General features: G+C 68.7%; 27 protein-coding genes and 4 pseudogenes. 13 read left to right on the forward strand and 18 right to left on the reverse strand.

Annotation, left to right across the window (positions count from 1 at the left end):
- Positions 1-60: 60 nt before the first annotated feature.
- The 3 genes from ACQPWW_RS23265 to ACQPWW_RS23275 all read right to left on the reverse strand — a co-directional run bounded on the left by ACQPWW_RS23265 (position 61) and on the right by ACQPWW_RS23275 (position 3,679).
- Complete coding sequence (locus ACQPWW_RS23265) at positions 61-2,250, reverse strand: amylo-alpha-1,6-glucosidase (protein ID WP_433125518.1); 2,190 nt, start codon at positions 2,248-2,250, stop codon at positions 61-63.
- Positions 2,251-2,425: 175 nt separating this feature from the next.
- Complete coding sequence (locus tag ACQPWW_RS23270; protein ID WP_433125519.1) at positions 2,426-2,800, reverse strand: XdhC family protein; 375 nt, start codon at positions 2,798-2,800, stop codon at positions 2,426-2,428.
- Positions 2,801-3,124: 324 nt separating this feature from the next.
- On the reverse strand, positions 3,125-3,679 hold the full coding sequence (locus ACQPWW_RS23275; protein ID WP_433125521.1) for an XdhC family protein: 555 nt from the start codon (positions 3,677-3,679) through the stop codon (positions 3,125-3,127).
- A gap of 193 nt (positions 3,680-3,872) precedes the next feature.
- Here ACQPWW_RS23275 and ACQPWW_RS23280 point away from each other — a divergent pair, with 193 nt between their 5' ends.
- The 4 genes and pseudogenes from ACQPWW_RS23280 to ACQPWW_RS23295 all read left to right on the forward strand — a co-directional run.
- Positions 3,873-4,313, forward strand: coding sequence for a (2Fe-2S)-binding protein (locus tag ACQPWW_RS23280; protein WP_433134502.1), 441 nt, complete (start codon positions 3,873-3,875; stop codon positions 4,311-4,313).
- Complete coding sequence (locus tag ACQPWW_RS23285) at positions 4,300-5,295, forward strand: FAD binding domain-containing protein (RefSeq protein ID WP_433125522.1); 996 nt, start codon at positions 4,300-4,302, stop codon at positions 5,293-5,295. The genes ACQPWW_RS23280 and ACQPWW_RS23285 overlap by 14 nt, the downstream gene beginning before the upstream one ends.
- Positions 5,292-7,529, forward strand: a complete 2,238-nt coding sequence (locus tag ACQPWW_RS23290) for a xanthine dehydrogenase family protein molybdopterin-binding subunit (RefSeq protein WP_433125524.1) — start codon at positions 5,292-5,294, stop codon at positions 7,527-7,529. Before ACQPWW_RS23285 ends, ACQPWW_RS23290 begins: the two co-directional genes overlap by 4 nt.
- A 144-nt stretch (positions 7,530-7,673) precedes the next feature.
- Positions 7,674-7,814: pseudogene (locus tag ACQPWW_RS23295) on the forward strand (nucleotidyltransferase family protein); the annotation flags it as partial.
- 69 nt (positions 7,815-7,883) lie between these two features.
- On the opposite strand, the pseudogene ACQPWW_RS23300 reads toward ACQPWW_RS23295, so the two are convergent.
- Positions 7,884-8,198, reverse strand: a pseudogene (locus ACQPWW_RS23300) (FAD binding domain-containing protein); the annotation flags it as partial.
- Positions 8,117-8,599, reverse strand: a complete 483-nt coding sequence (locus tag ACQPWW_RS23305) for a 2Fe-2S iron-sulfur cluster-binding protein (protein ID WP_433125526.1) — start codon at positions 8,597-8,599, stop codon at positions 8,117-8,119. The pseudogene ACQPWW_RS23300 and the gene ACQPWW_RS23305, both read right to left, overlap by 82 nt.
- A gap of 78 nt (positions 8,600-8,677) precedes the next feature.
- Between ACQPWW_RS23305 and ACQPWW_RS23310 the strand changes: the two genes are divergently transcribed.
- Entirely contained in the window at positions 8,678-8,803 is a 126-nt protein-coding gene (locus ACQPWW_RS23310; protein WP_433125527.1) for a hypothetical protein, read from the forward strand.
- A gap of 59 nt (positions 8,804-8,862) precedes the next feature.
- Here the strand turns inward: ACQPWW_RS23310 and ACQPWW_RS23315 are convergent, their stop codons facing one another.
- The 5 genes from ACQPWW_RS23315 to ACQPWW_RS23335 form a co-directional block, all read right to left on the reverse strand.
- Positions 8,863-9,474, reverse strand: coding sequence for a zinc-binding dehydrogenase (locus ACQPWW_RS23315; RefSeq protein ID WP_433125528.1), 612 nt, complete (start codon positions 9,472-9,474; stop codon positions 8,863-8,865).
- 85 nt (positions 9,475-9,559) lie between these two features.
- Positions 9,560-9,898: an alcohol dehydrogenase catalytic domain-containing protein gene (locus ACQPWW_RS23320; RefSeq protein ID WP_433125529.1), complete on the reverse strand. Its 339-nt coding sequence runs from the start codon at positions 9,896-9,898 to the stop codon at positions 9,560-9,562.
- On the reverse strand, positions 9,819-10,061 hold the full coding sequence (locus ACQPWW_RS23325) for a hypothetical protein (protein ID WP_433134504.1): 243 nt from the start codon (positions 10,059-10,061) through the stop codon (positions 9,819-9,821). The genes ACQPWW_RS23320 and ACQPWW_RS23325 overlap by 80 nt, the downstream gene beginning before the upstream one ends.
- An 81-nt stretch (positions 10,062-10,142) precedes the next feature.
- Positions 10,143-10,406, reverse strand: a complete 264-nt coding sequence (locus ACQPWW_RS23330; RefSeq protein ID WP_433125531.1) for a helix-turn-helix domain-containing protein — start codon at positions 10,404-10,406, stop codon at positions 10,143-10,145.
- A 178-nt stretch (positions 10,407-10,584) separates the two neighbouring features.
- Positions 10,585-11,199 (reverse strand): TetR/AcrR family transcriptional regulator, encoded by a 615-nt coding sequence (locus ACQPWW_RS23335; RefSeq protein WP_433125532.1) that lies wholly within the window; start codon positions 11,197-11,199, stop codon positions 10,585-10,587.
- A gap of 125 nt (positions 11,200-11,324) precedes the next feature.
- Between ACQPWW_RS23335 and ACQPWW_RS23340 the strand changes: the two genes are divergently transcribed.
- The 6 genes from ACQPWW_RS23340 (at position 11,325) to ACQPWW_RS23365 (ending at position 16,012) form a co-directional block, all read left to right on the forward strand.
- On the forward strand, positions 11,325-11,957 hold the full coding sequence (locus ACQPWW_RS23340; protein ID WP_433125534.1) for an LUD domain-containing protein: 633 nt from the start codon (positions 11,325-11,327) through the stop codon (positions 11,955-11,957).
- Positions 11,958-11,974: 17 nt separating this feature from the next.
- Positions 11,975-12,916, forward strand: coding sequence for an NADP-dependent oxidoreductase (locus tag ACQPWW_RS23345; RefSeq protein ID WP_433125535.1), 942 nt, complete (start codon positions 11,975-11,977; stop codon positions 12,914-12,916).
- A gap of 117 nt (positions 12,917-13,033) precedes the next feature.
- Entirely contained in the window at positions 13,034-13,471 is a 438-nt protein-coding gene (locus ACQPWW_RS23350; protein ID WP_433125537.1) for a nitroreductase/quinone reductase family protein, read from the forward strand.
- Between the two features lie 45 nt (positions 13,472-13,516).
- Positions 13,517-13,891, forward strand: coding sequence for a DoxX family protein (locus ACQPWW_RS23355; protein ID WP_433125538.1), 375 nt, complete (start codon positions 13,517-13,519; stop codon positions 13,889-13,891).
- A 133-nt stretch (positions 13,892-14,024) separates the two neighbouring features.
- A complete protein-coding gene (locus ACQPWW_RS23360) occupies positions 14,025-14,426 on the forward strand; it encodes a hypothetical protein (protein WP_433125540.1) in 402 nt (133 codons plus the stop codon).
- Positions 14,427-14,539: 113 nt separating this feature from the next.
- A complete protein-coding gene (locus tag ACQPWW_RS23365) occupies positions 14,540-16,012 on the forward strand; it encodes an NF041680 family putative transposase (protein WP_433125541.1) in 1,473 nt (490 codons plus the stop codon).
- Between the two features lie 31 nt (positions 16,013-16,043).
- Here ACQPWW_RS23365 and ACQPWW_RS23370 read toward each other — a convergent pair.
- Positions 16,044-16,591: pseudogene (locus ACQPWW_RS23370) on the reverse strand (IS5 family transposase); the annotation flags it as partial.
- 531 nt (positions 16,592-17,122) lie between these two features.
- Between ACQPWW_RS23370 and ACQPWW_RS23375 the strand changes: the two are divergent.
- Positions 17,123-17,998, forward strand: coding sequence for an alpha/beta fold hydrolase (locus tag ACQPWW_RS23375; protein ID WP_433125543.1), 876 nt, complete (start codon positions 17,123-17,125; stop codon positions 17,996-17,998).
- Positions 17,999-18,078: 80 nt separating this feature from the next.
- Entirely contained in the window at positions 18,079-18,912 is an 834-nt protein-coding gene (locus ACQPWW_RS23380) for a helix-turn-helix domain-containing protein (protein WP_433125545.1), read from the forward strand.
- Between the two features lie 454 nt (positions 18,913-19,366).
- Here the strand turns inward: ACQPWW_RS23380 and ACQPWW_RS23385 are convergent, their stop codons facing one another.
- From ACQPWW_RS23385 to ACQPWW_RS23415, 7 genes and pseudogenes are all read right to left on the reverse strand, one after another.
- Complete coding sequence (locus tag ACQPWW_RS23385) at positions 19,367-19,834, reverse strand: cupin domain-containing protein (protein ID WP_433125546.1); 468 nt, start codon at positions 19,832-19,834, stop codon at positions 19,367-19,369.
- A gap of 370 nt (positions 19,835-20,204) precedes the next feature.
- Positions 20,205-20,573, reverse strand: coding sequence for a transposase (locus tag ACQPWW_RS23390; protein WP_433125548.1), 369 nt, complete (start codon positions 20,571-20,573; stop codon positions 20,205-20,207).
- A 27-nt stretch (positions 20,574-20,600) separates the two neighbouring features.
- Positions 20,601-21,389 (reverse strand): ISAs1 family transposase, encoded by a 789-nt coding sequence (locus ACQPWW_RS23395; protein WP_433125549.1) that lies wholly within the window; start codon positions 21,387-21,389, stop codon positions 20,601-20,603.
- 174 nt (positions 21,390-21,563) lie between these two features.
- Positions 21,564-22,367: an SGNH/GDSL hydrolase family protein gene (locus ACQPWW_RS23400; protein ID WP_433125550.1), complete on the reverse strand. Its 804-nt coding sequence runs from the start codon at positions 22,365-22,367 to the stop codon at positions 21,564-21,566.
- A gap of 573 nt (positions 22,368-22,940) precedes the next feature.
- Positions 22,941-23,798, reverse strand: coding sequence for an alpha/beta fold hydrolase (locus ACQPWW_RS23405; protein WP_433125551.1), 858 nt, complete (start codon positions 23,796-23,798; stop codon positions 22,941-22,943).
- A 438-nt stretch (positions 23,799-24,236) separates the two neighbouring features.
- Positions 24,237-24,398, reverse strand: coding sequence for a hypothetical protein (locus tag ACQPWW_RS23410; protein ID WP_433125553.1), 162 nt, complete (start codon positions 24,396-24,398; stop codon positions 24,237-24,239).
- 53 nt (positions 24,399-24,451) lie between these two features.
- Positions 24,452-24,682, reverse strand: a pseudogene (locus ACQPWW_RS23415) (cupin domain-containing protein); the annotation flags it as partial.
- Between the last annotated feature and the right edge of the window lie 80 nt (positions 24,683-24,762).

Here is a 24,762-nt window from a genome sequence, read left to right on the forward strand (position 1 = left end):
CCCTGGAACCCATCTCATCGAGCAACAGCTATGAACCAGCGCTCAAATGAAAGACCGAGGCTAATCGGTCGGTGGTGCGAGGGGCGTGGCCTGCGCGGTGAGGCGTACTTGCGACTGCGAACCGGCGGCTTCCACGTCCCAGCGCTGGCCGAATGCGTTCGTGCCGGCCAGGAGAACCCGCCCAATCTCCTGGGGCAGGTCCGGATGGGCGACGAGTTGGCCGTCGCGCGCGTCGAAACCGAGCATGGTCCGCAGGAGGAGCAGTGGCGCGCCGCTTGCCCAGGCTTGCGGGCTGCAGGCGGTGGGGTACGGCACCGGCATCCGGCTGGATGACCGGTCGTAGCCGGACCACGCCTCCGGCAGGCGGTAGGCGGAGAACTGGGCCGCCTCGAGCATGGCCATGGCAATCCTGTTCGCCTCTTCTCGGAAGCCGTAGCGGGCGAGACCGTGGGCGATGAGCGAGTTGTCGTGCGGCCAGACGGTGCCCTTGTGGTAGCCGATCGGGTTGTAGCCGCGATCGGTCTTGGAGATGGTCCGTACGCCCCAGCCGGAGAAGAGGTCGTCCGACATGAGGTGGCTCGCTACCATTTCCGCCCGCTCTTGCGGCACGATGCCGCTCCACAGCAGGTGGCCCATGTTCGAGGTCATCGAGTCGATCTGGCGATTGTCGCCGTCGAGCCCCAGTGCGTAGAAGCCGCCCCGCTCGTTGATCCAGAAGTCTCGGTTGAAGCGCTCGCGCAGTTGTTCGGCCTCGGTCCGCAGCCGCCGGGCCAGTTCCGGGTCATGCAATGGGCCGTCGGCGAGTTCCGCGGTGCGCAGCTTCGCGTCGTAGGTGTAGCCCTGGATTTCGCAGGTCGCGATCGGCAGGACGGGGATTGACCCGTCGGAGAACAGCACCCCGTCCGGTGAGTCACGCCAGCACTGGTTGCCCAGCCCCTGGGGGGAGCGGGTGCCGTACTCGACGTATCCGTCGCCGTCCCGGTCGCCGTACTCGTCGATCCACCGCAGCGCCGCATGCACGTTGTCGCGCTTCGATCGAACGAAGTCGTCGTCGCGGGTCCACCGCCAGTACTCGGAGAGCACGATGAGCCACAGCTGTGTGGTGTCGGCGGCACCGAAGTATGGGTCATAGGGTTTGAGCCCCAGCTTTGTCAGCTCCCCGTCGCGCATCTCGTGCAGGATCTTCCCCGGTTCCTCGTCCCGAAAATTGTCGACCTCGGTGCCCTGATGGGTGGCGAGCGCCAGGAGCGCGCCGTGGGCCAGGTCCTGCCCGAAGCACACTGACTGGTAGGCGGTGATCAGGGTGTCGCGGCCGAAGACGGTCAGGAACCACGGCAGTCCGGCAGCGGGCAGGATGATCCGCTGGCCTTTGAGCGTCTTCTCGATGCGCAGCGCGGTCAGGTCCCGAACGGACTTCTCAAACACGTCGCGCAGCAACGCGGAGTCCGCGTGCAGGACCGGCACGACCGACCGCCAACGATCGCCCGGGTCGATCCCCTCGTTGTTCGCCATCTCGCCGAGGTCCCGATGTATCGGCACGATCTCGGGCCGCCCGAAGGGAAGCGGCACCTTCAGGTCGCACCGCCACTCGCGGTGCGGCTCCAAGCGGACGTCCCACACCAGATCATCACCCTCCACCCGGGTCGCGGGAGGGTCCGGGCACACCTCCAGGTAGGCCTGGTAAGAGCCGTTGCGGTAGGAGAACCGCATCTGTGATCCGTCCGGGGCGTGCGAGCGGGTGATGTCCGGGGAGCGGTCTCGCACCACATCCTTGATCTCAAAGATGTCCGCGAAGTCGGTCCCGACCCGCAGGCGGAGCTCTATCGATACACCTTCCAGATCAAAGCATTGCAGCTCGATGCGTTCACGCAGCTCTGCGCCGACGACACGCTGCCGGCGCACACCGACAACGTTCGGCTCGAGACCGGGCAGCGGGGCGTTGGCGAGAAAGAACACGGCCGAGTAGTCGTCGACCGTGCACGAGCTCAGGGTAACAAGGGGCGCCTGGTTGATCATGAGTTCCCATCTGTTCAGGAACCGGGTGTCCTGATGGACCAGCCCGCCGACCGACCCCTGCGGAATGTCCCCCGCCTCGTTGGAGTACATGAAGGTGGGCCCGTCCAGCACCGCCATCGCGTTCGGGCCAAGGTCGGGAGGCAGCGTACGGGGGGTGCCACTCGGAACGGAGTCGTTAGTTGCGGCATTGGGCATGGGGTCGGCCGGGGTGGCCCGTCGGGGTGCGGTGGTCACGGCGCCTCCACAGCAGCAATGGAGCCTGATCGCGGCTTATGGGCGAAAGCCTAGCCGCGAGAGCGTGGGATGGCGCCGAAACGATGCGTGGCACGTAGCTCAGAGCGCCGCACGTGAATGCGTGGCAGTGGGAGTTACGCCCTGGCGGTTTGGGCTGACTCGGCCGTGGATCGGGTCACCACAAAGGGCGCAACGTACGGTAGGCGACCTCAAGGACCGGTCTACCCGCTTCTGGTTGCCGCCCTGACGCCTCGACGAAACGACGAAGACCGCGGACGACATGCCCCTTGCAGTACTGAGCGACGATCACGCGCGGGCGGCCGGTGCCGCCCCAGCGGCCCGCGACGATCTGCGCGGCCACGCTCACCGCGGTCTCCTCCGGAGTCGGCCCGCCCAGGTCCAAGCCGATCGGTGCGGCGAGCCGGGCGAGCTGCGTCGCGCTGACCCCGGCCTCGCGCAGCCGCTTGCGCCGCTCGTCGTGGGTCCGGCGGGACCCCATTGCTCCGACGTACGCCAGCGGGTGGCGCAGCGCCAGCGCGAGCACCGGCACGTCGAAACTTCGGATCGTGGGTCAGCACGCAGACCACGGTCCGCGGGTCGACGCGGCCGGCGTCCAGCTCCGCCCGCAGGTACCGGTGCGGCCAGTCCACCACCACCTCGTCCCCGGTAGCCGAGGAAGGCGCCGATCCGGGCCACCGCGGCGGCGAAGTCGATGGCCCCGAAGACGATCATCCGGGGTGGGGTGGCGTACGCCGCGACGAAAACGCTGACGCCGCTACCCCGGCGCTGCCCCTGGTAGCCGTACTCGAGCAGGCCGCTGCGCCCGGTGGCGAGCAGCCCGAGCGCGTCGGCGGCGGCTGCGGCGTCGAGCCGGTCACTGCCGAGCGACCCGGCCACTCGGTCCCCGGTCAGCACCACGCGCCGACCCAGCCGCCCCGCCGACCCAGCCGCCCCGCCGGGTCGGCCGGCATCGCCGTGCCCGGCGGGTCGCCGGCGTCCGCCGCGACGCAGGTGACCACCGCCGCGGGGCGGCCGGCCCGGCGCGCGGCGGCGACCGTGTCGAGCTCGGGGAACCGTCGGCGTCCACCCGCTCGACGAACACGTCGAGCACCCCGCCGCCGGTCAGCCCGACCGCGTACGCGTCGTCGCTGACGCCGTAGCGGGTCAGCTCGGGTGTGCCCGTGTCGAGCACGCCGCGCGCCCGCTCGTAGAGGTCGGCCTCGACGCAGGCGCCGGAGACGCTGCCGGTGACCGTGCCGTCGGCGGCGACCAGCATCGCGGCGCCGGGCGGCTGTGGTGCCGAGCGCCAGGTGGCCACGACGGTGGCCAGCGCGACCGCCTCGCCGGTCCGCCAGCGGCGGTGCACCTCGTCGAACACGTCCCGCACGCGTCCCGCCCTCCCGTCCCGGCGCGTCGCCGGCCCCTGCACCCGGCCGGGCTAAGTCCGTCCATCTATCGCAAAACCCGCCGATCCGCAATCTATGGTCGGGTCGAACACGAGGGGGTGCGAGTTGGTGAAGTCGTACCAGGCGACCCGGACGGCACCGGCTCCGGACAGCGCGGTGGTCCGGGGTCCGGACGAAGTCGAGGTCCGCCTGCGGGTGAACGGGGAGACCCGGACGATGACGGTCGAGCCGCGGGTCAGCCTGCTCGACGCCCTCCGGGACCGGCTCGACCTGACCGGGACGAAGAAGGGCTGCAACCAGGGCGCCTGCGGGGCGTGCACGGTCTGGGTCGACCGGCGGCGGGTGCTGGCCTGCCTGACGCTCGCGATCAGCTGCGAGAACCGCGAGGTGACCACGATCGAGGGACTGTCCGACGGGGACACGCTGCACCCGATGCAGCAGGCATTCCTGGACGCGGACGGCCTCCAGTGCGGCTACTGCACGCCGGGGCAGATCATGTCCGCAGTGGCGCTGCTGGCCGAGGGGCACGCCGGCGACGACGCGGAGATCCGGGAGTGGATGAGCGGCAACATCTGCCGCTGCGCCGCGTACCCGCACATCCGGGCGGCGATCCGGCGGGTCCGGGACGAACAGGGGGGCAGCCGTGCGGCCGGTTAGCTACTCCCGGGTCGCGGACGTCGGCACCGCGATCGGCACGGTCGCCGCCGACCCGGAGAGTGCCTTCCTGGCCGGCGGGACCACCCAGGTCGACCTGCTGCGTATCTACGTCGCGCAGCCGCGCCGTCTGGTGGACATCAACGACCTGCCGTTGAACCGGGTCGAGGAACTGCCCGGCGGCGGGCTGCGGCTCGGCGGGCTGGCCCGGATGAGCGACGTGGCCGAGGAACCGGCGGTGCTCCGGCGCTACCCGATGGTGGCCGAGGCGCTGCTGCTCGGCGCCTCCCCGCAACTGCGCAACATGGCCACCGTCGCCGGCAACCTCATGCAGCGGGTGCGGTGCAGCTACTTCCGCGACACCGAGACGCCCTGCAACAAGCGCGCCCCGGGCACCGGGTGCAGCGCGCTGGAGGGGGTCAACCGGGGGCACGCGGTGCTTGGCACCAGCGAGTGCTGCATCGCCACCCACCCGTCCGACCTAGGGGTGGCGCTGGTGGCGCTGGACGCGGTGGTGCAGACCGAGAGAGCTGCCGGGCAGCGGAGCATTCCGATCGACGACTTCTTCCTGCTCCCCGGGCAGGCCCCGGAACGGGAGCACCCGCTGACCCACGGCGAACTGGTGACCGGCATCGACCTGCCACCGGTCCCGGTCGCGGCCACCTCCCGGTACGTGAAGATCCGGGACCGCGAGTCGTACGAGTTCGCGCTGGTCTCGGTCGCGGTGGCCATGTCGGTGGTGGGCGGCCGGATCGCGGAGATCCGGCTGGCCCTGGGCGGGGTGGCCACCAAGCCGTGGCGGGCCCGGGCGGCCGAGCGGGTGCTCGAGGGCGCGCCGGCCACCACCGACTCGTTCACCCGCGCCGCGGACACGGAGCTGGCGCAGGCGGTGCCGCATGGGATGAACGCGTTCAAGATCGAGCTGGCCCGGCGGACGATGGTCCGCGCTCTGGCGGAGATGGCGGGGCGGGAGGGGACGGCATGAGCCCGGCGATCGGCGGCACCCTGAACCGGGTAGACGGCCGCTTCAAGGTGCGCGGCGAGTCGCGTTACTCGGCCGAGGTCCCGGTGACCAACCTGGCGCACGCGGTGGTGGTGAACGCGAAGATCGCCAGCGGCCGGATCACCGCGATCGACACCAGCGAGGCCGAGCAGGCCGAGGGCGTGCTCGCCGTGCTCACCCATCGCAACCTGGGCCGGGTCGCCACCGTGCCGCGGCTGCTCCCCTCCCTGGCCGGGCTGGCCGCGCCCGGGCAGACCTTCTTCCCGATCCAGGACGAGACCATCCACTACGGCGGCCAGCCGATCGCCATCGTGGTCGCCGACACCATCGAGCGCGCCGACCACGCCGGCACGTTGATCCGAATCGAGTACGAGAGCACGCCCGCGACCACCCTGCTCGACCAGGGCCGGGACCGGGCCTACGTGCCGGAGCGGATCTTCGGCGGCCTGCTGCCCGGGCACGCGTCCCGGGGCGACGTGGCGAAGGCGCTCGCCGATGCGGAGGTGTGCGTGGACGCCACCTACCGGTTCGCGCCCAACCACCACAACCCGATCGAGCCGTCGGCCAGCACCGCGGTCTGGCAGGACGTCGACCGGCTGACCATCTACGACTCGACCCAGGGGCCGAACGCCGTCCAGTTCACCCTCGCCGAACTGCTCGGCCTGCCACCCATCTCGATCCGGGTGGTCAGCCACGCCGTGGGCGGCAGCTTCGGATCCAAGGCGATGGTCTGGCATCACCCGGCGCTGGCCGCGCTGGCCGCCCGGCACGTGGGCCGGCCGGTGCGGCTGGTGCTCACCCGGGAGCAGATGTTCACCTCCTGCGGGCACCGCGAGGAACAGGAGCAGCGGATCACCCTCGGCGCGCGGGCCGACGGCCGGATCACCGCCCTGCGCCACCACAAGCTCTCCCTCACCTCGCAGTTCGACGACTGGGCGGAACCGTCGTTGCAGAGCCCGTCGGTGGCCTACACCAGCCCGAACTACGAGGGCATTTACCACCTGGTCCGGGGCAACACCATCACCCCGACCTTCACCCGGGCCCCCGGCGAGGCGACTGGAATGTTCGCGCTGGAGTGCGCGATGGACGAGCTGGCCGAGCGGATCGGCGTCGACCCGCTGGAGCTGCGGCTGCGCAATTATTCGGCGACCGACCCGGAGAGTGGCAAACCGTGGTCGAGCAGCGGGCTCAAGGAGTGCTACCAGCGGGCGGCCGAGCTGTTCGGCTGGCACGACCGGGCCCCGCGGCCCCGGTCCCGGCGGGAGGGGCAGTGGCTGATCGGCACCGGCATGGCCAGCGCGCTCTACCCGGTGACCCAGCCGGTGAACCCGCAGCGGGCCCGGGCCCGGCTCTACAACGACGGCACCGCGGTGGTCGAGGCCGGCGTCTCGGAGTTCGGCACCGGCGTCTTCACCGCGATGACCCAGGTCGCCGCGGACGCGCTGGGCATTCCGGTGGAGCGGGTGCGGTTCGTGGGCGGCAGCAGCGACCTGCCGAACGTCACCGCCGCAGTGGGTTCCGCCGGCACCAGCGCAGTCGGCTCCGCCGTACACCTGGCGGCGACCCAGCTGCGCGACGAGCTGATCCGGCGGGCGGTGGCCGACGACCACTCGCCGCTGCGCGGCGCCGACCCGGCGAACGTGGAGGTCCGCGACGGCAGGATGGTGCTGCGCGACCGTCCCGACGTCGGCGAGACGTACGCCGACCTGATGCACCGCACCTTCGCGCCGGATGTGGAGGTGCTCGGCACCTGGAACCCGCCGCCGCAGGACGCCGGGTACGGGGTGCACACCTTCGGCGCGCAGATGGCCGAGGTCGCGGTGGACGCCGACCTCGGCGTGGTCCGGGTACGCCGGATGGTCGGCGTGTTCGCGCCGGGCCGGGTGCTCAACCGCAAGACCGCGCACAGCCAGCTCATGGGCGGGATGCTCTGGGGGCTGGGCCAGGCGCTGCTGGAGGCCACCCGGATGGACCCGCGGCTGGGCCGCTGGGCCAACGCCAGCCTCGCCGACTACCTGGTCCCGGTCAACGCGGACGCCCCAGACGTGATGGTGGACACCATCGAGGTGCACGACGAGGTCGTGAACCCCATCGGGATCAAAGGAGTCGGCGAGATCGGCGTGGTGGGTGCGGCCGCCGCCATCGCCAACGCCGTCTGGCACGCCACCGGCCGACGCCAGTACGAGCTCCCGATCACGCTGGAGAAGCTGCTCTGAGGGCCACTCAGCCGTGCAGCACGACCAGCGTCCGGGGCGGTCCCGAATGAGCCCAGATCAGCCCGTCGCGGGACTGGTGTTAGCGGCCGGTGCGGTCGCCGCTACGGATCGACCAAGGCCCTCATCCGTTACCGCGGTCAGTCTCTGGTCCGCCGCAGCAGTAACCTGGCCGCCCAGGCCGGGTGCGATTCGGTGGTGGTTGTCGTCGGCGCCGAGGCTGACCTCGTCGCCAAGGAGGTCGACTTCCGTGTCGTGCTGAACCGGGGGTGGCGAACCGGTATGGGGTCGTCGCTGCGCGCCGGCCTGTCCGCCCTCGCCGACACGACTGTAGTCCCGGCGGACCACCGGGTGGGCGGCGAGGTCGCTGTTGCGCACGGTCGCGCCGATCCGCAGCCCGCCGTCGGGCAACTCCTCGACGGCGTCCAGCGGGAGCCGGGTCACGTCGATCAGCACGTCCGGGCGCTGTACCCCGAGTTTCATCAGGTCCACCAGGTTGGTCCCGCCGGCCAGGTACGCCGCCTGCGGCTCGGCGGTCAGCACGGCGACCGCGTCGGCCACGTCGGCTGGCCGGTGGTAGCGGAACGCCCTCACCGCGTCGCCGCCCTCACCGCGTCGCCCGCCGTCTCGCGCACGGCCGCGACGATGTGTGGGTACGCGGCACAGCGGCACAGGTTGCCGGCCATCCGCTCGCGGATCTCCGCGTCGGTCAGCTCGGCCGCTGCGCTCAGGTCGCCGGTGACCGCGCTGGGCCAGCCCTGAGCGACCTCGTCGAGCATGCCGCGGGCGGAGCAGAGCTGCCCGGGGGTGCAGTAGCCGCACTGGAACGCGTCGTGCGCGATGAACGCGGCCTGCAATGGGGACAGCTCGTCCGGCCCGGCGAGCCCTTCGACGGTCACCACCGACCGGCCGTCCAGGGTGACCGCGAGGACCAGGCAGCTCTTCACTCGGCGGTCGTCCAGCAGGACGGTGCAGGAGCCGCACTGGCCGTGGTCGCAGCCCTTCTTCGCCCCGGTCAGGTCGAGGTGCTCACGCAGCGTGTCCAGCAGCGTGACGCGGTTGTCCAGCGTCACCTCGCGTGGCGCGCCGTTGACCTCATCGCGGCTGCCATCGTCTTCGTACCGCTGTGGCTTTTGCTCAGCGTTGTCAACATGCCGATCGGCGTGTTTGCGGTGGGGTACTCGTGGACCGAAGAGCTGCCCGTACTGCTGCTCGTATTCGGTCTGCCTGCGGCCCTGCCGGTGCTGGCGGCTGTTGCGGCGCGGTCGAAGAGGTGACCGCGGAGCATCCGGTCGAAGCTGGGGCCCGTGGTCACAGGTGATGTCTCCGCTATCGGTCAGGGGCGGACTAGAGCTTTCAATACGTCGCGGTTGTCCATGTCCGCGTACCCCTGCGGGGTCTGTTCCAACGGATAGGCGCGGTCGAAGACCCGGCCGGGCTCGATCGTGCCGTCGAGGATGTCCGGCATCAGCTCCTCGATGTAGCGGCGGACCGGGGCTGGGCCGCCGGTGAGGGTGAGGTTGCGGCCGAACAGATTCCAGCCGATGTCGCCGTCGTCGTACTGCGGCACGCCGACCCGGCTGATCACCCCGCCGACCCGGACAACGCCGAGGGCCTGCTCGTAGGCGGGCCGGTGACCGACGCATTCGAGGACCGTGTGGGTGCCGTCGCCGCCGGCCAGCTCGCGGACCTGCTCGATGCCCTCGTCGCCGCGTTCGGCCACGACGTCAGTGGCGCCGAACTCGCGGCCCAGGTCGTTGCGGTCCTTGTGCCGGCCCATCAGGATGATCCGCTCGGCTCCGAGGCGTCTCACGGCCAGGACCGCCATCAGCCCGACGGCGCCGTCACCGATCACGGTTACCGACGTACGCGAGCCGAGCCCGGCCCGGACGGCCGCGTGGTGTCCGGTGCCGAGGACGTCGGCCAGCGTCAGCAACGACGGCAGCAACGCGGAATCCTCACCGACCGGAAGCTTGACCAGGGTGCCGTCGGCCTGCGGGACGCGGACGGCTTCAGCCTGCCCGCCGCCGACGTCACCGGTGTTTGTAGAACCCGCCGTGCCGGCACGAGGTCTGGTAGCCCTCGCGGCAGAAGTCGCAGGTGTTGTCCTGCCAGGCGAACGACGCCACCACCAGGTCACCGCGCCGCACGGTGGTGACCGTGGAGCCGACGTCCTCGACCACGCCGAGGAACTCGTGCCCCATCGACTTGCCGTCAGCCGTGGCCGGCAGGTTGTGGTACCGGTGCAGGTCGCTGCCGCAGACGCACGCCTGCACCACCCGGACCACGGCGTCACTCGGGTGCTTGACGACTGGGTCGGGCACGGTGACCACGCGTACGTCGCCGGCGGAGTACATGAAGGTTGCACGCATCAGTGTCGTTTCCGTTTCTTGATGGATCCTCGGCCGAAAATGGGCGGGGTCGGAGGAGCCGGCGCGCGGCCAGTTCTTCCCAGTCGAGGTAGAAGTCCCGCGAGGCCGGGTCGAGGAAGATGAACCGCGCGATGTTCGGCGCGGCGACCGTGTTCTCGAACAGCGGCGCGGACACGGCCCGGCCGAGCGGGTTGACCCCCGAGCACGTCTAGGCGCCCGTTGCGCACGTAGGCGGGCAGCATGGTCATTCCGTCGAGGATCCGCTGCACCCCGGCCGGACATGGTAGGCCGGGGCCCGCCGGTGCCGGGCTGCGGCGGGAGTGGCGTTGGCTTGGCGGGCCAGGTCGAGCAGGTGCAGACGTTCGGCCTCGTCCGGCTGCAACGCGCGGGCCAGCGCCTCCAGCACACTCTCCGACACTTCGGTCAGGTTGCCGCGTTCGAGACGGGTGTAGTAGTCGACGCTGACCCCGGCCAGCATCGCGACCTCCTCGCGGCGCAGCCCGCTCACCCGCCGGTTACCGCCGTAGATCGGCAGCCCGGCCTGCTCGGGGTGATCTTCGCTCGCCGGGTGGTGAGGAAGTCGCGGGCCTCAGTCCATGCCCTCGACGCTACGGCCAGGCCCACCCGCCCTGGGAGGGTCTGTCATTACCGGTAAGGTCCCCGGTCGCCGGGGACCGGCCTGACTTTCATGGACGGCACACGCGTTTTACCAGTTCTTGCCATGCGCTGCCCAGTTGCTGTTCGACCTGCGGGGCCGTGCTGGTCAGTGCGTCGGCGGACACGTACAACAGCAGTGGCCCGTCCAGGGCCGCGGTGAGCTGAACGGTGAGCAGATCGACGTTCACGCCGTCGAGGTTCAGCTGGCGTAGCAGCATCCGGATGTGTATCTGTGACGCCGAGGTGCGGGCCCCGCCCGGGATGGGCTGGCGGCCGTCGAGTGCGAACCGGGCGATCATCCGGTTTTCGATGAGCCAGCGCACCCGGGCCTGGCCGTAGGCGATCAGTCGATCCACCGGCTCGGCGCCGGGGCCCAGAGGTGGCGGGCCCGACAGCACCTGCTCCTGAAGGGCGTGTTCGCTTTCGTCGAGCAGAGCTCCGAAGATGCCGGCTCGGGTACCGAAACGCCGGAAGACCGTTCCTTTGCCCAGGCCGGAGCGCTCGGCCAGCGCGTCCATGGTCAGGTCGTCAGGACCGGATTCGCTCAGCATCTGCCGTGCTGTGCTCAGCAACTGGGCGCGGTTACGTGCCGCGTCTGCGCGCTCCGGCCGCGGCGCTCCCCAGGTCACCGGTATGCCGTTCATGTGGCGATCCTAACCACCATCTAGCTAAGCGGGGTACAGTCCGCTTATGCTCGGTCGTGGGCCGCGATCCTTCGGCCACCGTATGCAGCACACAGGCACGTTTGATCAGTTATCAGGGAGAGACCATGACGGCGAACTTGAACACCGAGGAACGTTTCACCAGGTTGCCGGACGAGCGGACATTGACAGCGACCGTGGTCGCGCTGGAGGAGCACGGCTTTAGCGTCGAGGTCGTCGACGACCTCGGTGCCGCCCGCGATGCGGTGCTGGGACGTATCCCGCAGGGCTCGTCGGTGATGACCAACACCTCGGTCACGCTGCAGGAGACCGGGATCGAGGAGGCGATCAACGGCTCGGACAGCTCCTACGAGTCGGCCCGCAACAAGATGATGGCGCTGGACTACCAGACCCAGGCACAGCAGATGAAAGTTATCGCCGGGCAGGCCGACTACGCGCTGGGCAGTGTGCACGCCGTCACCGCGGACGGGGCGCTGGTCATCGCGTCCGCGTCCGGTAGCCAGCTCGCCGCGTACGCATGGGGCGCCGCGAATGTGATCTTCGTGGCGGGAGTGCAGAAGCTGGTGCCCAGTCTGCAGGCCGCCCACGAGCGGATCGCGCAGCACAGCCTCAAGCTCGAGGACGCGCGGGCGCAGGCCGCGTACGGCCAGCACAGCTACATCGGCAAGCTGCTGGAGATCCGCCAGGAACTGCCCGGCCGTGTCCACCTGGTGCTGATCCGTCAGCACGTCGGCTACTGAGACCGGGAGTCGTCAGCATGGTGCGCGCCGTCGCCGCGACCGCCTGGGACGGCGCGGCAACCATCGACGTCATCGACGTGGCGTCGCGTCGCCCGGCACGGGGGGAGGTGACGGCTGCCGTGCGGGCCACGGGGATCAGCCCGTTCGACCTCAAACAAGCCTCGGGGATGATGGGCCGCGACGAGCGGGCGTTGCCGTTGCGGCTGGGTAACGAGTTCAGCGGGATCGTGACCGCGACCGGCCCGGACGCCGTCGGCTGCGACGGCCGGCCGATCGAGGTCGGCGACGCGGTCCTGGGCCAGTGGCTGCCCGGGGCGCAGGCGACCGAGCTCACCGTCGCGGCGGGCATGCTGCTGCACAAGCCGGCTGCGCTCAGCCACGTCGAGGCGGCGGGTGTGCTCGGCAGCGGCACCGCCGCCGAGCACACCCTGCACGCCGCCGATGTCGCCGAGGGAGACGTGGTGCTGGTGCACGGCGCGGCCGGTTCGGTCGGCGGCATGGTCGCCCAGCTCGCTCTGCTTCGCGGCGCTCGCGTCATCGGCACCGCCGCTCCGTCACGCCACCCGCGGCTGCGGGCGTTAGGTGTCGAGCCGATCACTTACGGCGACGGGCTGGCCGACCGCGTCCGCGCCCTCGCGCCTGACGGGGTATCCGCGGCGATCGACACCGCCGGCACCCAGGAGGCCATGACCAGTTCACTGACGCTGGTCGCCGATCCCGCCCGGGTGGTGACCATCGCCAACTTCCACGCTGCCGTCGCCCACGGGGCGCAAGCCCTCGGCCCCGGCCCGCAGACCGAACGTATCCGCACCGCCGCCCGGCTCGACCTTGTCCGGCTCGCCGCCGACGGCGTCATCGTTGTCACGATCGCCGCCGAGTTCGAGCTCGAACGTGCCCGCGAGGCGTACGCGCTGCTCGCCGGCGGCCACGCCGGCGGCAAGATCATCCTCCGGCCGTGAACGAAGGCCCGGCCAGCAGGCATCAACTTCTGCTCCGGACCGGCATCGCGACGCGAGCGCTCCGATCACCGTCCACCCACAGCGTCACCGAACCATCTTCTGAAGCAGGAGAACGCCGTGCCAGACCGCAACGCAGACGCCAACGCCCACGTGATCGACGAGTTCCGCGCCGGCGCCGGACGCGTCGGGGGCGTCTTCGCCGGCAAACAACTCGTCCTGCTGCACCACATCGGTCCCATCAGCGGCCGGGAGTACGTCACACCCCTGGTCGCCGCCACCGACGGTGACGCGTACCTGGTGTGCGGCACCGCCGGCGGGGCACCGCGCGACCCCGCGTGGGTCGGCAACATCGAGGTCGGCCCCGGCACGACCACCATCGAAGTCGGCGGCCAGACCCTGCAGGCGCAGACCACCGTCGTCCGGCCGTCCGACTCCGACTGGGCCCGCCTATACGAGATCTGGGCCACGTACTGGCCGGATGCCCGCACCTACCAGACCCGCACCAGCCGCCAGTTCCCCGTCATCCGCCTGCTACCCCTGACACCGGCGGCCTGACAGGCGCAACCCACCTTCTTGTCGACTGCTCATAAGGAACTCACCGTGAACGTTGTCTTGTGGATCGCCGCGATCCTGCTCGCCGTCGTGTTTCTCGCCAGTGGGATCATGAAACTGCTGCGCAGCAAGGAGCAACTGGCCGGCTCCGGGCAGACGTGGGTCGAGTCATTCCCCGACTCCTTGATCAAAATTATCGGCGCGCTGGAGATTGCCGCGGCTGCCGGTCTCATCCTGCCGCCCGCGTTCGACATCGCCCCGGTACTGGCGCCCGTCGCGGCGGTCGGCCTGATCGTCCTCATGGTCGGCGCCGTGGTCACTCACGCCCGGCGCAAGGAGTACACCAACGTCATCGTCAACATCGTCCTCATCCTGCTCGCGGCGTTCGTCGCTTGGGGCCGCTTCGGCTCTTACTCCTTCTGACACCCTTGCGAGGGCTCGAGTCGTGCAGCGGCAATCCCGTCGCCGCGATCCCTGGCCTTCCCCGCCAGACTCCACCGGCCACCCTCATTCCCTGCCGTATCGGCAGCCAGCCACTCCTCCCGAAAGGCGCGACATGAACGTCACTCGTAAGATCGCCGCTGCCGTGCTCGGCGCCGCGGCCGCGGCCGCCTTCGCCGTCGCCGCCACCGCTGGACCGGCGTCGGCGACGACCCCCACCGGGCCCAGCACCCGGTACAAGGGGGAACCTGTGTGCGCCACGGAGACTGCCTGCTTCTACCACGGAATCCCGGCCCGCTACCTGGACTTCTTCCAGGGGCCGACCGCCTGGTACACCGCATTGACGGACGACTGCACCACCCTGCCGTTCGACGCCTACGGGCTGTTCAACCTCACCGGAGCCGTCACGGTCTACCCCACCACGGACTGTTCCGGCAGCCCGGTGCTGAATGCCGGTGCCTACAACTACTACTCGTGGCAGACCAGGTCGGCGGCCCGGAGCTTCCGGCCCGCCTAACTTGATCTTTAACCTGCTGGGCGGTGGCATCGACCCCGACTGATCATGGGGACAGCCCTTGATCGATCATTCCTCTTGTCTAGGGAAGAAGATCGCAAACCAAGGGCTGTCTGGTGATCAGTGTGCACGATGCTGGGTCGACCGATGAGGTCGGGCGGCTGGCCGCGTTCCGGCGTGGGTTCCATCGTTGTCTGACCGCTCGCGGGGATGCGTTGTTCGAGCTGGCGGACGCGCTATTGTGCGGTGACGCGCCGGTGCGGTCGCTGGTGGAGTTGTCGCTGGTGGGTGAGCACCGCCGCGGTCACGGTTCGTTGTACGCGGCGTTGAATCGCGGCCGGATCGACGTCGAGCGGCTGCGGACCGCGGTGGCGGCGGTGCCGTTGCCGCGGGCCGCGGACGGGCGGATCGTTTTGGCGGTGGATGTGACGTGCTGGCTGCGGCCGGAGGCGCACACCTGCCCGCAGCGGGTGCTGTGTCACACCTACGGGCGCGGCAAGGACACCCACATCGGGGTTCCGGGCTGGCCGTACTCGTACGTCACCGCCTTGGAGGCCGGGCGCACCTCGTGGACCGCGCCGTTGGACGCCCGTCGGCTGGCACCCGGCCACGACGCCGCAACGGCCACCGCCGGGCAGTTGCGGGACGTGGTGCAGCGGCTGATCGCTGCCGGACAGTGGCAGCCCGGCGATCCGGACGTGTGGATCGTCGCGGACGCGGGATACGACGGGCCCCGGCTGGCGTTCCTGCTGGCCGACCTGCCGGTTCAGGTTCTGGTGCGGATGCGCTCGGACCGGGTACTGCGCCGACCCACGCCACCCCGGCTGCCCGGCACCACCGGCCGCCCACGAAGGCATGGCGGCGAGTTCATCTTCGGTGACCCGGGCAGCTGGAGCGACCCGGAGGTAGCCACGACCACCGACACCCGTCTCTACGGCACCGCGACCGCCCGGGCCTGGCACCGACTGCACCCCAGGCTGACCCACCGCACCGCCTGGACCGCCCAACACGGCCCGCTGCCGATCATCGAGGGCACCGTGATCCTGCTGACCGTCGACCGGCTGCCATCAGGTGCTATCGCGAAACCGGTCTGGCTGTGGTGGTCGCAAGCAACCGCCAGCGACGTCGAAGTCGACCTGCTCTGGCAAGCGTTCCTGCGCCGCTTCGACATCGAGCACACCTTCCGCATGCTCAAACAGACCCTCGGCTGGACCAGCCCGAAGCTGCGAGACCCACACGCCGCCGACCGGTGGACCTGGCCCGTGTTGGCCGCCTACACCCAGCTACGCCTCGCCCGAGGCGCCGTCGGCGACCTGCGTCGGCCCTGGGAACGCCCCGCACCACCCGAACGACTCACGCCCGCCCGCGTCCGCCGAGGCTTTCGGCACCTACGCACCAAAGCCGGCAACCCCGCCTGCGCACCGAAACCCTCCCGGCCAGGACCTGGCCGACCACCCGGACTACGCAACCGCCACCCGGCAGCCCGCCACGACGTCCACATCGTCACCGCCGCCACCAGCACAAAACCGAAAGGCGACACGAAGAAAACGAAGACTTCGAATAGCCCGAGGCCACGCCGCACAGGTTAAAAATCAAGTTAAGACGTGTTTCATAACCAGGTCATAGCCATTCGCTGATAATGGTGATGGTCAGGACGGCTTGGAACCGGACGGCTAACAGTCGTAGCGGATGGCAACGCCGCGGTGGCGTTTGAGGCGGGCGATGGCGTCCTCGACGGCGTGGCGCAACCGGTAGAGCTGCGGGTCGAACGTCGGCGGACGTCCGCCGCGTGAGCCTTTGGCTTTGCGGTGGGCGTCCTGGTCGCTCTTGCTCGGGATGCAGGCTTTGATCCCGCGGGAGCGCAGATATCGGCGGTTGGCGCGGCTGGTGTAGGCCTCGTCGGCCAGCACCAGGACCGGGCGTGAGCGGGCCCGGCCGACACCAAGCCGGCTCACTCGGATGCGGCGCAGGACCGGTATGAACTGTGGGCTGTCCCCGCGGTGCCCGGCGGTGACGATCACCGACAGGACTTTCTGACCCTGTTCACAGGCCAGATGCATTTTGGTGGTCAGCCCGCCCCGAGAACGACCGAGTCCATGATCGGCCGGCTCATCGTGGACACCGCCGGGTGGTTCCTTCTGCAGATGCCCGTCGGTGCGGGCACCCGCGCGGTCGGCGTAGACCGGCGGCATCTGGACCTCGACCACAGCGCGGAACATGCCTGCCCGGCCAAGATCAGAACCAGCCCCAAGTCGCCCATGAGGCCACTCCGGCATGTGTCGATCCGGAGGTGTCTTCTCAACCGAAACACCGGCTCGTTACCACATGAGTGGCAACAACGCTCAGATGGAGACAGGAGAATCACGTCGATGTCTGCCACGCCCGAACGCCAGAGTCCAGGGCGGTAAGTGACGGTGCTCACAACCCGCCCCTATCCCCCAGGCACGCATACGGGGTAAAGTCCGTTTACGTCTGACTAGGAGCCAGTAGGGGAACGATGTGTATCCACATGTCGACGAAGCAGGGGTGGCACCACAGTCTGGTTCAACGGAGGCATCCTCACGGCACGTGAACGTGATCGCCGGCCAAGCCGAACACGCCTTCGGCAGCGTCCACGCGATCACCCGGGACGGCACCCTGGTCCCGCGATGGACTCGAAGGGAAACATCATGAGTGAGAACACGGTCACGACCGTGCCCGTGACCGCGACGGCGGCGCTGTTCTCCGTTCCCGCGCCGATACGCCTCGCCTATCGCGTGGCCGACCGGATCGCGCCCGCCGTCAGCGCACGCTGGGCCGAACAGGTCTGGATGACTCTGCCGAAGCCCAGCAAAGCGCGGCCAATGGCCGAGAGTGGCACCCCGTTCCGAGTCGGTACTCTCTTAGGCCGGACCTGGGGCGACGGACCGCCGATCTATCTGGCGCACGGGTGGGCGGGATATCACGGGCAGTTCGCCGCGTTCATCCCCGCGCTGATTGCCGCCGGCTACCGAGTGGTGGGCTTCGACATGCCGAGCCACGGCAGGTCCGGGCCGGGCCGGTTCGGACCGCAGTCGTCGTCGATCCCGGAGTTCGCCGAGGCGCTGGCCGCCGTCGTCGCCGAGCACGGACCCGCGTACGCCGTCATCGCCCACTCCATCGGGGCCACCGCGACTGCCGCCGCCCTGCGGTCTGGCCTCACCGCAGAGCGGCTCGCCCTGATCGCCCCGATGGCCATCCCGTCGGTGCAGGCCCAGCAGCTCGCGGCAGTGCTCGGCTTCGGCGAACGTACCCATCGCCGGCTCCTCGACCGCATCGAGGCTCGCGTGGGGGTGCCCATGCGCGATCTCGAAATGCCGGCCACCAGCAGGGCCTGCGCCGTGCCGCCGGCCCTGCTGGTGCATGACACCGATGACCGCACCACGCCGTCCTCTGGCTCGGAGGCCATCGTGGCGGCCTGGCCGGGGTCAACGCTGTACCTCACCACCGGTCTCGGGCACAACCGGCTGCTGCGCGACCGGGACGTGGTCGCCGCGGTCACGGACTTCGTCACGCACCCCAATCAGCAGGCTCTCCGTCGTAGCGTGAGGCCGTGACCTCGACCGTGGCTCCTCCGGGAGCCGTCGGCGCGGGACATCGGGGGCCTGATGGCCCGGCCCGGGTGACCTTCGAATCGATGCGGGATGCCGGGTGGCGGTCCGCGATGTTGCGGCGGCTCACCAACGACCGCACAGTCGAGTGTCTCGAGTTGCCCGCCCTGACCGACCAGACGATCGTCCTGGTGACTCGGGGCCGGGCGCTGGTGGAATCGCGTACGGATGGTGGACGGTGGCAGCGATGTGACTATGGCCCGGGGCGGATCGGGATGACCGCTCCCGGGCGTGCGGCCACTCTGCGGTGGCGGACTTACTCGCCGGAGAACAAGGAAACTCTTCATCTCTACCTACCCGGGCAGGCCCTGCTGGATTGCGCCGACCAGTTGTGCGGCCGGGTCCTCGATGCCGAGGATCTGCCCGATGCGCTCGGCACCAACGATCGGCTTGTCGAGGCGATCATGTTGGCGATGGCGGACGCGGCAGCCCGGGGCGCCGATGATCTCTACGCCGAGTCCGCGGTCTCATTCCTGATCGTGCACCTGTTGACCGCGCTGGGCGCGGACACCGAGGTCGGCGGGCTGGGACCGCGGGATGCGCGGCTGCGGCAGGCTGTCGAGTTCATGCACGACAATCTGGCTCTGCCGATCACGCTCGCCGATATCGCCAGGGCGGCCGGGTTGAGCTCCTTCCATTTCGGCCGGATGTTCGCGGCCGCTGTCGGCGAACCGCCGCGGCGTTACCTCACCCGGCTGCGGATCGAGGCGGCCTGCCGGCACCTGGAACGCGGCGACAATTCGGTCACCGACGTCGCCTACCTCTGCGGTTTCAGTAGCTCCGCGCATTTCGCCGCGGCCTTGCGCCGGCACACCGGGATGACGCCCACCCAGTACCGGCGGCGCCGCACCGCTAGGTGACTGGCCGGCGTTTGACGGCAAGAAGTCGTCATCGCGGCGGCAAGGCGATGTAAGCGCTGGTCGTCCGCGGGTTCCTAGGGTGAGCAGCATGATGATCACGAGGTACCGCGCCGGATGAGCGGGGCGACGGCGACCTCGGCCGCGTCGTCGCCGACCGCCGCCTACCAGGGCACTCCGCGGTTGAGCCCGCGCCGTCCGGACCGGCACCGGCCGGCCGGCCAGCCCTGCCTCGGGTCTGGCCGGCCCCGGCAGCCATCACCCGGAGTGGGGCACAGTATGCCGACTGAGTCTGAACCGCCCAGCAGGATATCGGTCAGCACGGCCCCCAATCATCCACCGACCGGTGTGAGCGAAGCCGGTCGGTGACCTTTCCTCCTTGTCCGGAAGCCACATAGCGACGCCTACCGCGCAGCCGACGAGCGGCAGGGCGCCCGGACGACGCCCGTCCGCGCTGCTAGAGGTCGGGCTGGACCTGGGTGTCGTACTTGTCGAGCAGCGACAGAAGCCGGTCGTCGATTCGTTCCGGCCCCCATGGCAGCACCTGCACGCCCGGCTGCGGCTGGTCGCCGCCCTCGACGAACAGCCCTTCGGCTCCGCCCGGCGTGTAGAAGAACAGCATGCTGGCATGGGTCAGGCTGACATTCTTGAACCGGTGCCGGGTGGCGCGCGGGATGAACACGGCGTCGCCGGCCGTCGCCGTGAACAACCGGTCACCGTCGAGGAACTCCAGTTCCCCGTCGATCAGATAGAACGTCTCGTCGGTGTGGGTGTGGGTATGCGCGGCCGGTCCGCCGCCCGGCGGCACCGACGCCTTGATCAGTCCGACGCTGCCGCCGGTGTCCGCCCCGGTCATCTTGACCGTGAGGATGTCCCCGTTGAACCAGACCGTGGTGCCCTGCTTCGCCGGCATGTGGATGCTCATCGTTCTCCTGCTCACTCGTGGTGACACTGGCCAGAACAGAATCTAGGCGCGGCGAGTACCGGGGGACCATGACCACGAGTCCTGGTTGATAGCCGGATCGTCCAGACTGGGCAGGTCGTGTGGATCCGGCTCCGAAGTCACTCCATCATCGCGGCGTCGTCCTGCACGCCAGTGATCGTGTCGAGGACACAGAGCTGACGGCTGCAGCCACCGAACCCGGAAGCGGCCGGTCCACGCCACCACGCGGACCGGCCGGGCTCAGAGGGACATTGCGGTGTTATGTGATTTGGGGGTCTCGCCAGGTTGGGGTGGTTTCGTCGATGAGGCGCCGCCCCCTGCAGGGCGATCGCAAGGTAGAGATATGCCTGATCTAGGCGATTCCGAGGAGTTGTAGGGATCGGTACGGGTTCCGGCTGTTTCGGCGCAGGGTGGGCGCGATGGATGTGACGCCGTCCAGGCGGAGCAGGCTGATCGCGGTGTTGCGCAGGGTGGCCAGGGCGCGGGGTGCGTTGCCGGTGCGTAGCCGGCCGGCGTCCTCGCGGTAGGTGGTGTCGCGGATGTGGTGCAGGACTTCGATGGCCCAGTGACCTCGTAGCCAGTCGGCCAGGTCGGCTGGGCTGGCCTGGGTGGCGGTGAGGCTGGTGATCGCGTAGACGGTGACGGTGGACCAGCGGCCGCTGGTCGGGTGGTAGCGGCGGCGCCGGATCCGTAGGGCCTGGTTGGCGTGCGGGAAGTCCAAGGCGAGGGGCCCGGGGCAGGTGACCGCTTACAGCGCTCGGATGTCGTGGCGGCCGTGCCCGTGGTCGCCGGTGGTGTCCAGGACTGGGATCTTCGCCCAGGGCAGGGCTTTGACCTGACGGTACAGACGCGGCTGGTTTCGCTTGACGACGAAGACGTAACCGGCGTGTTTGTCCTCGACCAGCCAGCGGGCGTGGTCGCGCTGGGTGTGCAGGGCATCCGCGGTGATGACCGCGCCGGTCAGGTCCAGCCCGTCGAGCAACGGCACGAACCGGGTGATCTCATTCGTCTTCCCGTCCACGTCGGTCTGGGCCAGGACGATCTGGTCACGCTGGTCCAACGCGGCCAGCAGATGCACCTGCGAACCGGTGGGACCACTGCCACGCAACGTTTTGCCATCGACCGCGATCACCCGCCGGCCCGACGCACCCGAACCCGCCCGGCTGATCAGCCACTGACAGACCGCAGCATCCAGGGCGTCGGCATCGACACCAGCCAGCACCCGCCCGAGGGTGCTGTCGTCAGGCACCCGCCGCGCGCCGGTGAACCGGTCCCGAGTCGCGCCAAGGAGGTCCCACACCGCATCCGGCAGATCCGCCGCCCACTCGGCGATCTCAACGACCCGACTGGACCCCGAGGCCACCGCCGCCACCGCGATCGCGAGCAGGCCCGGCAACGGATGAATCCGACCCCGCGCATCACGCGGGTCCGGAACCTGCGCCAACACCTGCAACAACCCCGGTGCGTCCTGCTGCACCTGCTCCGACACGCCGTGCAGACGTGCGGACAACCCGCCGATCAACGATGATGCTTCCACGAGCGCGGTCCTTCGCCTTGATCATCCAGCCTAGACACCTGAATGATCACCAGAAGGCCGCGCTCTCCTACGTAACCACCGGAACCGGCGTGACTACCCCACAACCGACCATCCGGTCATATCTCGATCTTGCGAATGCCCTGGCGGACAGAGCCGTCGGGCCGTTCCGAGAAATCAGCGCACGCAGGCCGTTGCCCGAAGCAGAGCGGGAAGATATCCATTGCGGTATCCATCACTATTCGGGTGGAACGGTGCGGACGAGTTCAGCCCGTTGATCCATGTGGTTGAGCTGCATAGCCCGTGCCCGGCGAACGCCGCCCGGACGTCGACGAACGTCGCGTGGGCAGCCAGGACTCGTCGCTGCACCTCCTGGTCCAGCACATCCACGGCGGAGTTCAACGCGGCTCTTTTGGACAGGCTGAAAGGCTCTTCGGTGCAGTTGGCGGTCAGCTCGAAGAACCGCGGATAGCCTGTCACGACGATCTCAGCCCTGGGTGCGAGGGATTTAATGTGCCGGTAAAGGTCGTCCAGCAAGCTCGGCAGCACAGAGCGGCTGAACTGCTGAGCCGCTGTCACCACCGCCTGACAGTCTGCGTCCGTCCCCTGCGCACAGGCTGCAATGCCCGCGCTGAAGCCGAGATCGTTACCTCCGGCGGTGACGGTTACCAGCGTCGTCGACCTGTTCAGCACCGTCAATTGGGTAGAATTGACCTCCTTGATCTTCGCTCCGCTGCAGGCTACGAACCCGAATTTGGCGGCCTTGATCGCGGAGGCCAATTGCGGCGGGTAGCCGGTTGGACTTCGCAGGCAGGAAGCGCCGGAGAACGGTCCGCCTGATCCGACTCCTGAGGCATAAGAATCACCTAGCGCCACATACTGTGGCGCTTTTTCGGAGGCCCTGACTGGACCAGCGACAGTGACCGTGGCGACGATTGTCATTATCGTGAGCGCCGCCGTGGTGAGGCCTCGCAGATTCATATAGGAACTTCCTTATCTGTATTCGTCTGATACTGGAAACGCTGAGGAATCTATTTAGCGCACGATTCGCGAAAACACTGGACAAGACCATGACGGCTACAAGCAGCTGAAAGGCTGACATCTGGCCGGCTATCCGATTTCGAGTGTCATGCCCAGCCCGGGCGAGAAAGCAGGCTATGAGGTCGTTGTGGTTCTGGCAGACGTGTGGCTTTTGTTTGACTTCGGTCGGCGAGGAGATCGACGCCATGGACCGCGATGTTAGTTGCCGTGTTTCATCCAACCTTCGGTAAGGCCCGCCAGCATGCCTGTCATTGCCGGGGTTGGCATGCGCGTCAGGGCGTCCGTTTTGCATGTGCCAGGCGACCGGAAAGAGGTCGAGCAATTCGGCTACAGCGTGGCTGGTGTGTTCATGGCTTTCATCTCTCCGCGCAACGGCCCGTGCACTGCGAAGGAATGAGCTTCCTGTCAGATGCCGCGCACCGCAGGGTCGACCTTTGGGATCATCACGATGGCTGCTCAGGTGCGTTGCGGGGACCCAGCAGGCAGAAATCCGATCGATGTTTGAGGCATCGATCAGCTCGTGACCTTGCCGGCGGCAATGAACTCCCGAACCACGGCGTTGAACAAGCTGGGATTCTCCCAGAACATGAGGTGGCTGCCGCGTTCGGCGGACGAGAAGACGCGGACCTGCGAGCCGGGTACCCGGCTCGCCACGTACAAGGCGACCTTGGCGTCGAAGAAGCTCTCCTCGCCGCCGATGACCAGCGTCGGCACCGTGATGCGGGGCAAGACATCACGCCAGTCGTTGCCATAGTGATCGAGGTGTAGCGTCGCTGCGTGCTGTCGTGGCAGCCGAAGATTCTGCTCGACGATCCATTCGACGTCTCCGGCTTTCAGCTGCGGCGTGTGCATCATCGACACCACCTCGCGCCAGGCGGTCGCCGCATGGGGGCCCCGCAGTTTTTCGGCGACGCCGTAGGCGAATTCCGCGCTGAAGATGGCCCCGAGCTCAGTCACCTGCTGAGCATCGACCAGGTCGGTGGCGGTCACCGCCGCCTGGTCGACTAGTACCAACCGGCTGATACGGTCACTACCGAACAGGTCCCAATAACACCAGATCACCGTGCAGCCGAGGGAATGTCCGAGCAGCGTGACCTCGTCCAGGTCCAGTGCGAGCAGCAGATCGCGTAGGTCGGCGGCGAGCCGGGAGACCCGATACCCGTGATCAGGTTTGTCCGACTCGCCATGCCCACGCAGATCTAGCGCGATGACCCGGTGGTCGCGGCTCAGATCGGTGATCTGCTCGCCGAATTCGGCGGCCGTCTGCGAGAACCCGGGCACCAGCACGAGGGTTTCGCCCCGGCCGGCCTCGACGTAGTGGATTCCCACCCCGTCGTTGGTAAGGATGCTGCCGGTACGAGTGTGCTCCATGAATCGCACTCCTTTGAACCTAAGGTGTCCTGGTTGACACCGCCCTGTGACAAGGCTCCCCGGGGGGGCTAAGGCGGCGATGACTCTGTCGTACGGATATCTCCGGGGCCGGATGCTCATGCTTGGGGCGATTGCCCGTCGAGGGCGGCGACCAGGTGTGACCCGCTCACGACCGGTCGTCTGACCGATGTGGTGCAGAAGGATCAGCCGCTTTCCCTCGAACGGGCCACCGATCATGCCGTCGTTGCCGCGGAATGCGTCCATCACCTGCAGGGTGACTTCTTCCCACCGGGTGCCCATCTCATAGTCCTGAACTACTCAGGCAATGATGTATTGGAAAGCCCGTCGCTGGGTCTCCGAGCGCACCGGGATGCTATGGGATTCCGTTGCGCGAGGCGGCGGAGCAAGGTACATCGCCGGAGAGGTCGGCGTCAGCGGCTATTCGGGTATGACGATGTTGCCGAGTTGCTCGTTAAGGGCGATCAGCGCGGGGGTGAACCGCTCCGGCGTCCACAGCTCGGGCTGGTGACCGGACAAGGGGTCGTCGCCAAATAGCAGGAACAGCTGCTCCGGGCCAGCCGGCGTGAGGAGGAATGCCATTTTGCGGGTTCGGTGGTGATGTTCTTGAACCTGTGCCTGGTTCCGCGAGGGACGAAGACGAAGTCTCCGGCCGACGCGACGAAGGTGGTGCTGCCGTCGAGGAATTCCAGTTGTCCTTCCAACAGGAAGAATGCCTCGTCGTTGTGTAGGTGCAGATGTGCGATAGGACCATTGCCGGGCGGGACAGTGGCGACGATGAAGCCCAGGGACCCGTTGGTCTGCTCCGCGGTGGCCTTGATCGTGTAGATGTCACCCGAGGCCCATTTCGTTGTTCCGGACCCGATGACACGTGGACGGCTCCATTGTCATATATTACCGGGACTGCTGTATCGGCCGTCTCATCGTTCGGCGCTTCGAGCGGTGT

It is taken from the genome of Micromonospora sp. CA-240977 (assembly GCF_050942285.1).
Classification (GTDB): Bacteria; Actinomycetota; Actinomycetes; order Mycobacteriales; family Micromonosporaceae; genus Micromonospora.

Excerpts from the sequence above, each read along its gene's own strand:
- ACQPWW_RS23280 (WP_433134502.1), top strand. The coding sequence starts at position 3,873 with ATGACGGTCGAGCCGCGGGTCAGCCTGCTCGACGCCCTCCGGGACCGG.
- ACQPWW_RS23290 (WP_433125524.1), top strand. The coding sequence starts at position 5,292 with ATGAGCCCGGCGATCGGCGGCACCCTGAACCGGGTAGACGGCCGCTTC.
- ACQPWW_RS23310 (WP_433125527.1), top strand. The coding sequence starts at position 8,678 with ATGCCGATCGGCGTGTTTGCGGTGGGGTACTCGTGGACCGAAGAGCTG.
- ACQPWW_RS23320 (WP_433125529.1), bottom strand. The coding sequence starts at position 9,898 with ATGCGTGCAACCTTCATGTACTCCGCCGGCGACGTACGCGTGGTCACC.
- ACQPWW_RS23335 (WP_433125532.1), bottom strand. The coding sequence starts at position 11,199 with ATGAACGGCATACCGGTGACCTGGGGAGCGCCGCGGCCGGAGCGCGCA.
- ACQPWW_RS23340 (WP_433125534.1), top strand. The coding sequence starts at position 11,325 with ATGACGGCGAACTTGAACACCGAGGAACGTTTCACCAGGTTGCCGGAC.
- ACQPWW_RS23345 (WP_433125535.1), top strand. The coding sequence starts at position 11,975 with ATGGTGCGCGCCGTCGCCGCGACCGCCTGGGACGGCGCGGCAACCATC.
- ACQPWW_RS23360 (WP_433125540.1), top strand. The coding sequence starts at position 14,025 with ATGAACGTCACTCGTAAGATCGCCGCTGCCGTGCTCGGCGCCGCGGCC.
- ACQPWW_RS23380 (WP_433125545.1), top strand. The coding sequence starts at position 18,079 with ATGCGGGATGCCGGGTGGCGGTCCGCGATGTTGCGGCGGCTCACCAAC.
- ACQPWW_RS23385 (WP_433125546.1), bottom strand. The coding sequence starts at position 19,834 with ATGAGCATCCACATGCCGGCGAAGCAGGGCACCACGGTCTGGTTCAAC.
- ACQPWW_RS23400 (WP_433125550.1), bottom strand. The coding sequence starts at position 22,367 with ATGAATCTGCGAGGCCTCACCACGGCGGCGCTCACGATAATGACAATC.
- ACQPWW_RS23405 (WP_433125551.1), bottom strand. The coding sequence starts at position 23,798 with ATGGAGCACACTCGTACCGGCAGCATCCTTACCAACGACGGGGTGGGA.
- ACQPWW_RS23410 (WP_433125553.1), bottom strand. The coding sequence starts at position 24,398 with ATGGCATTCCTCCTCACGCCGGCTGGCCCGGAGCAGCTGTTCCTGCTA.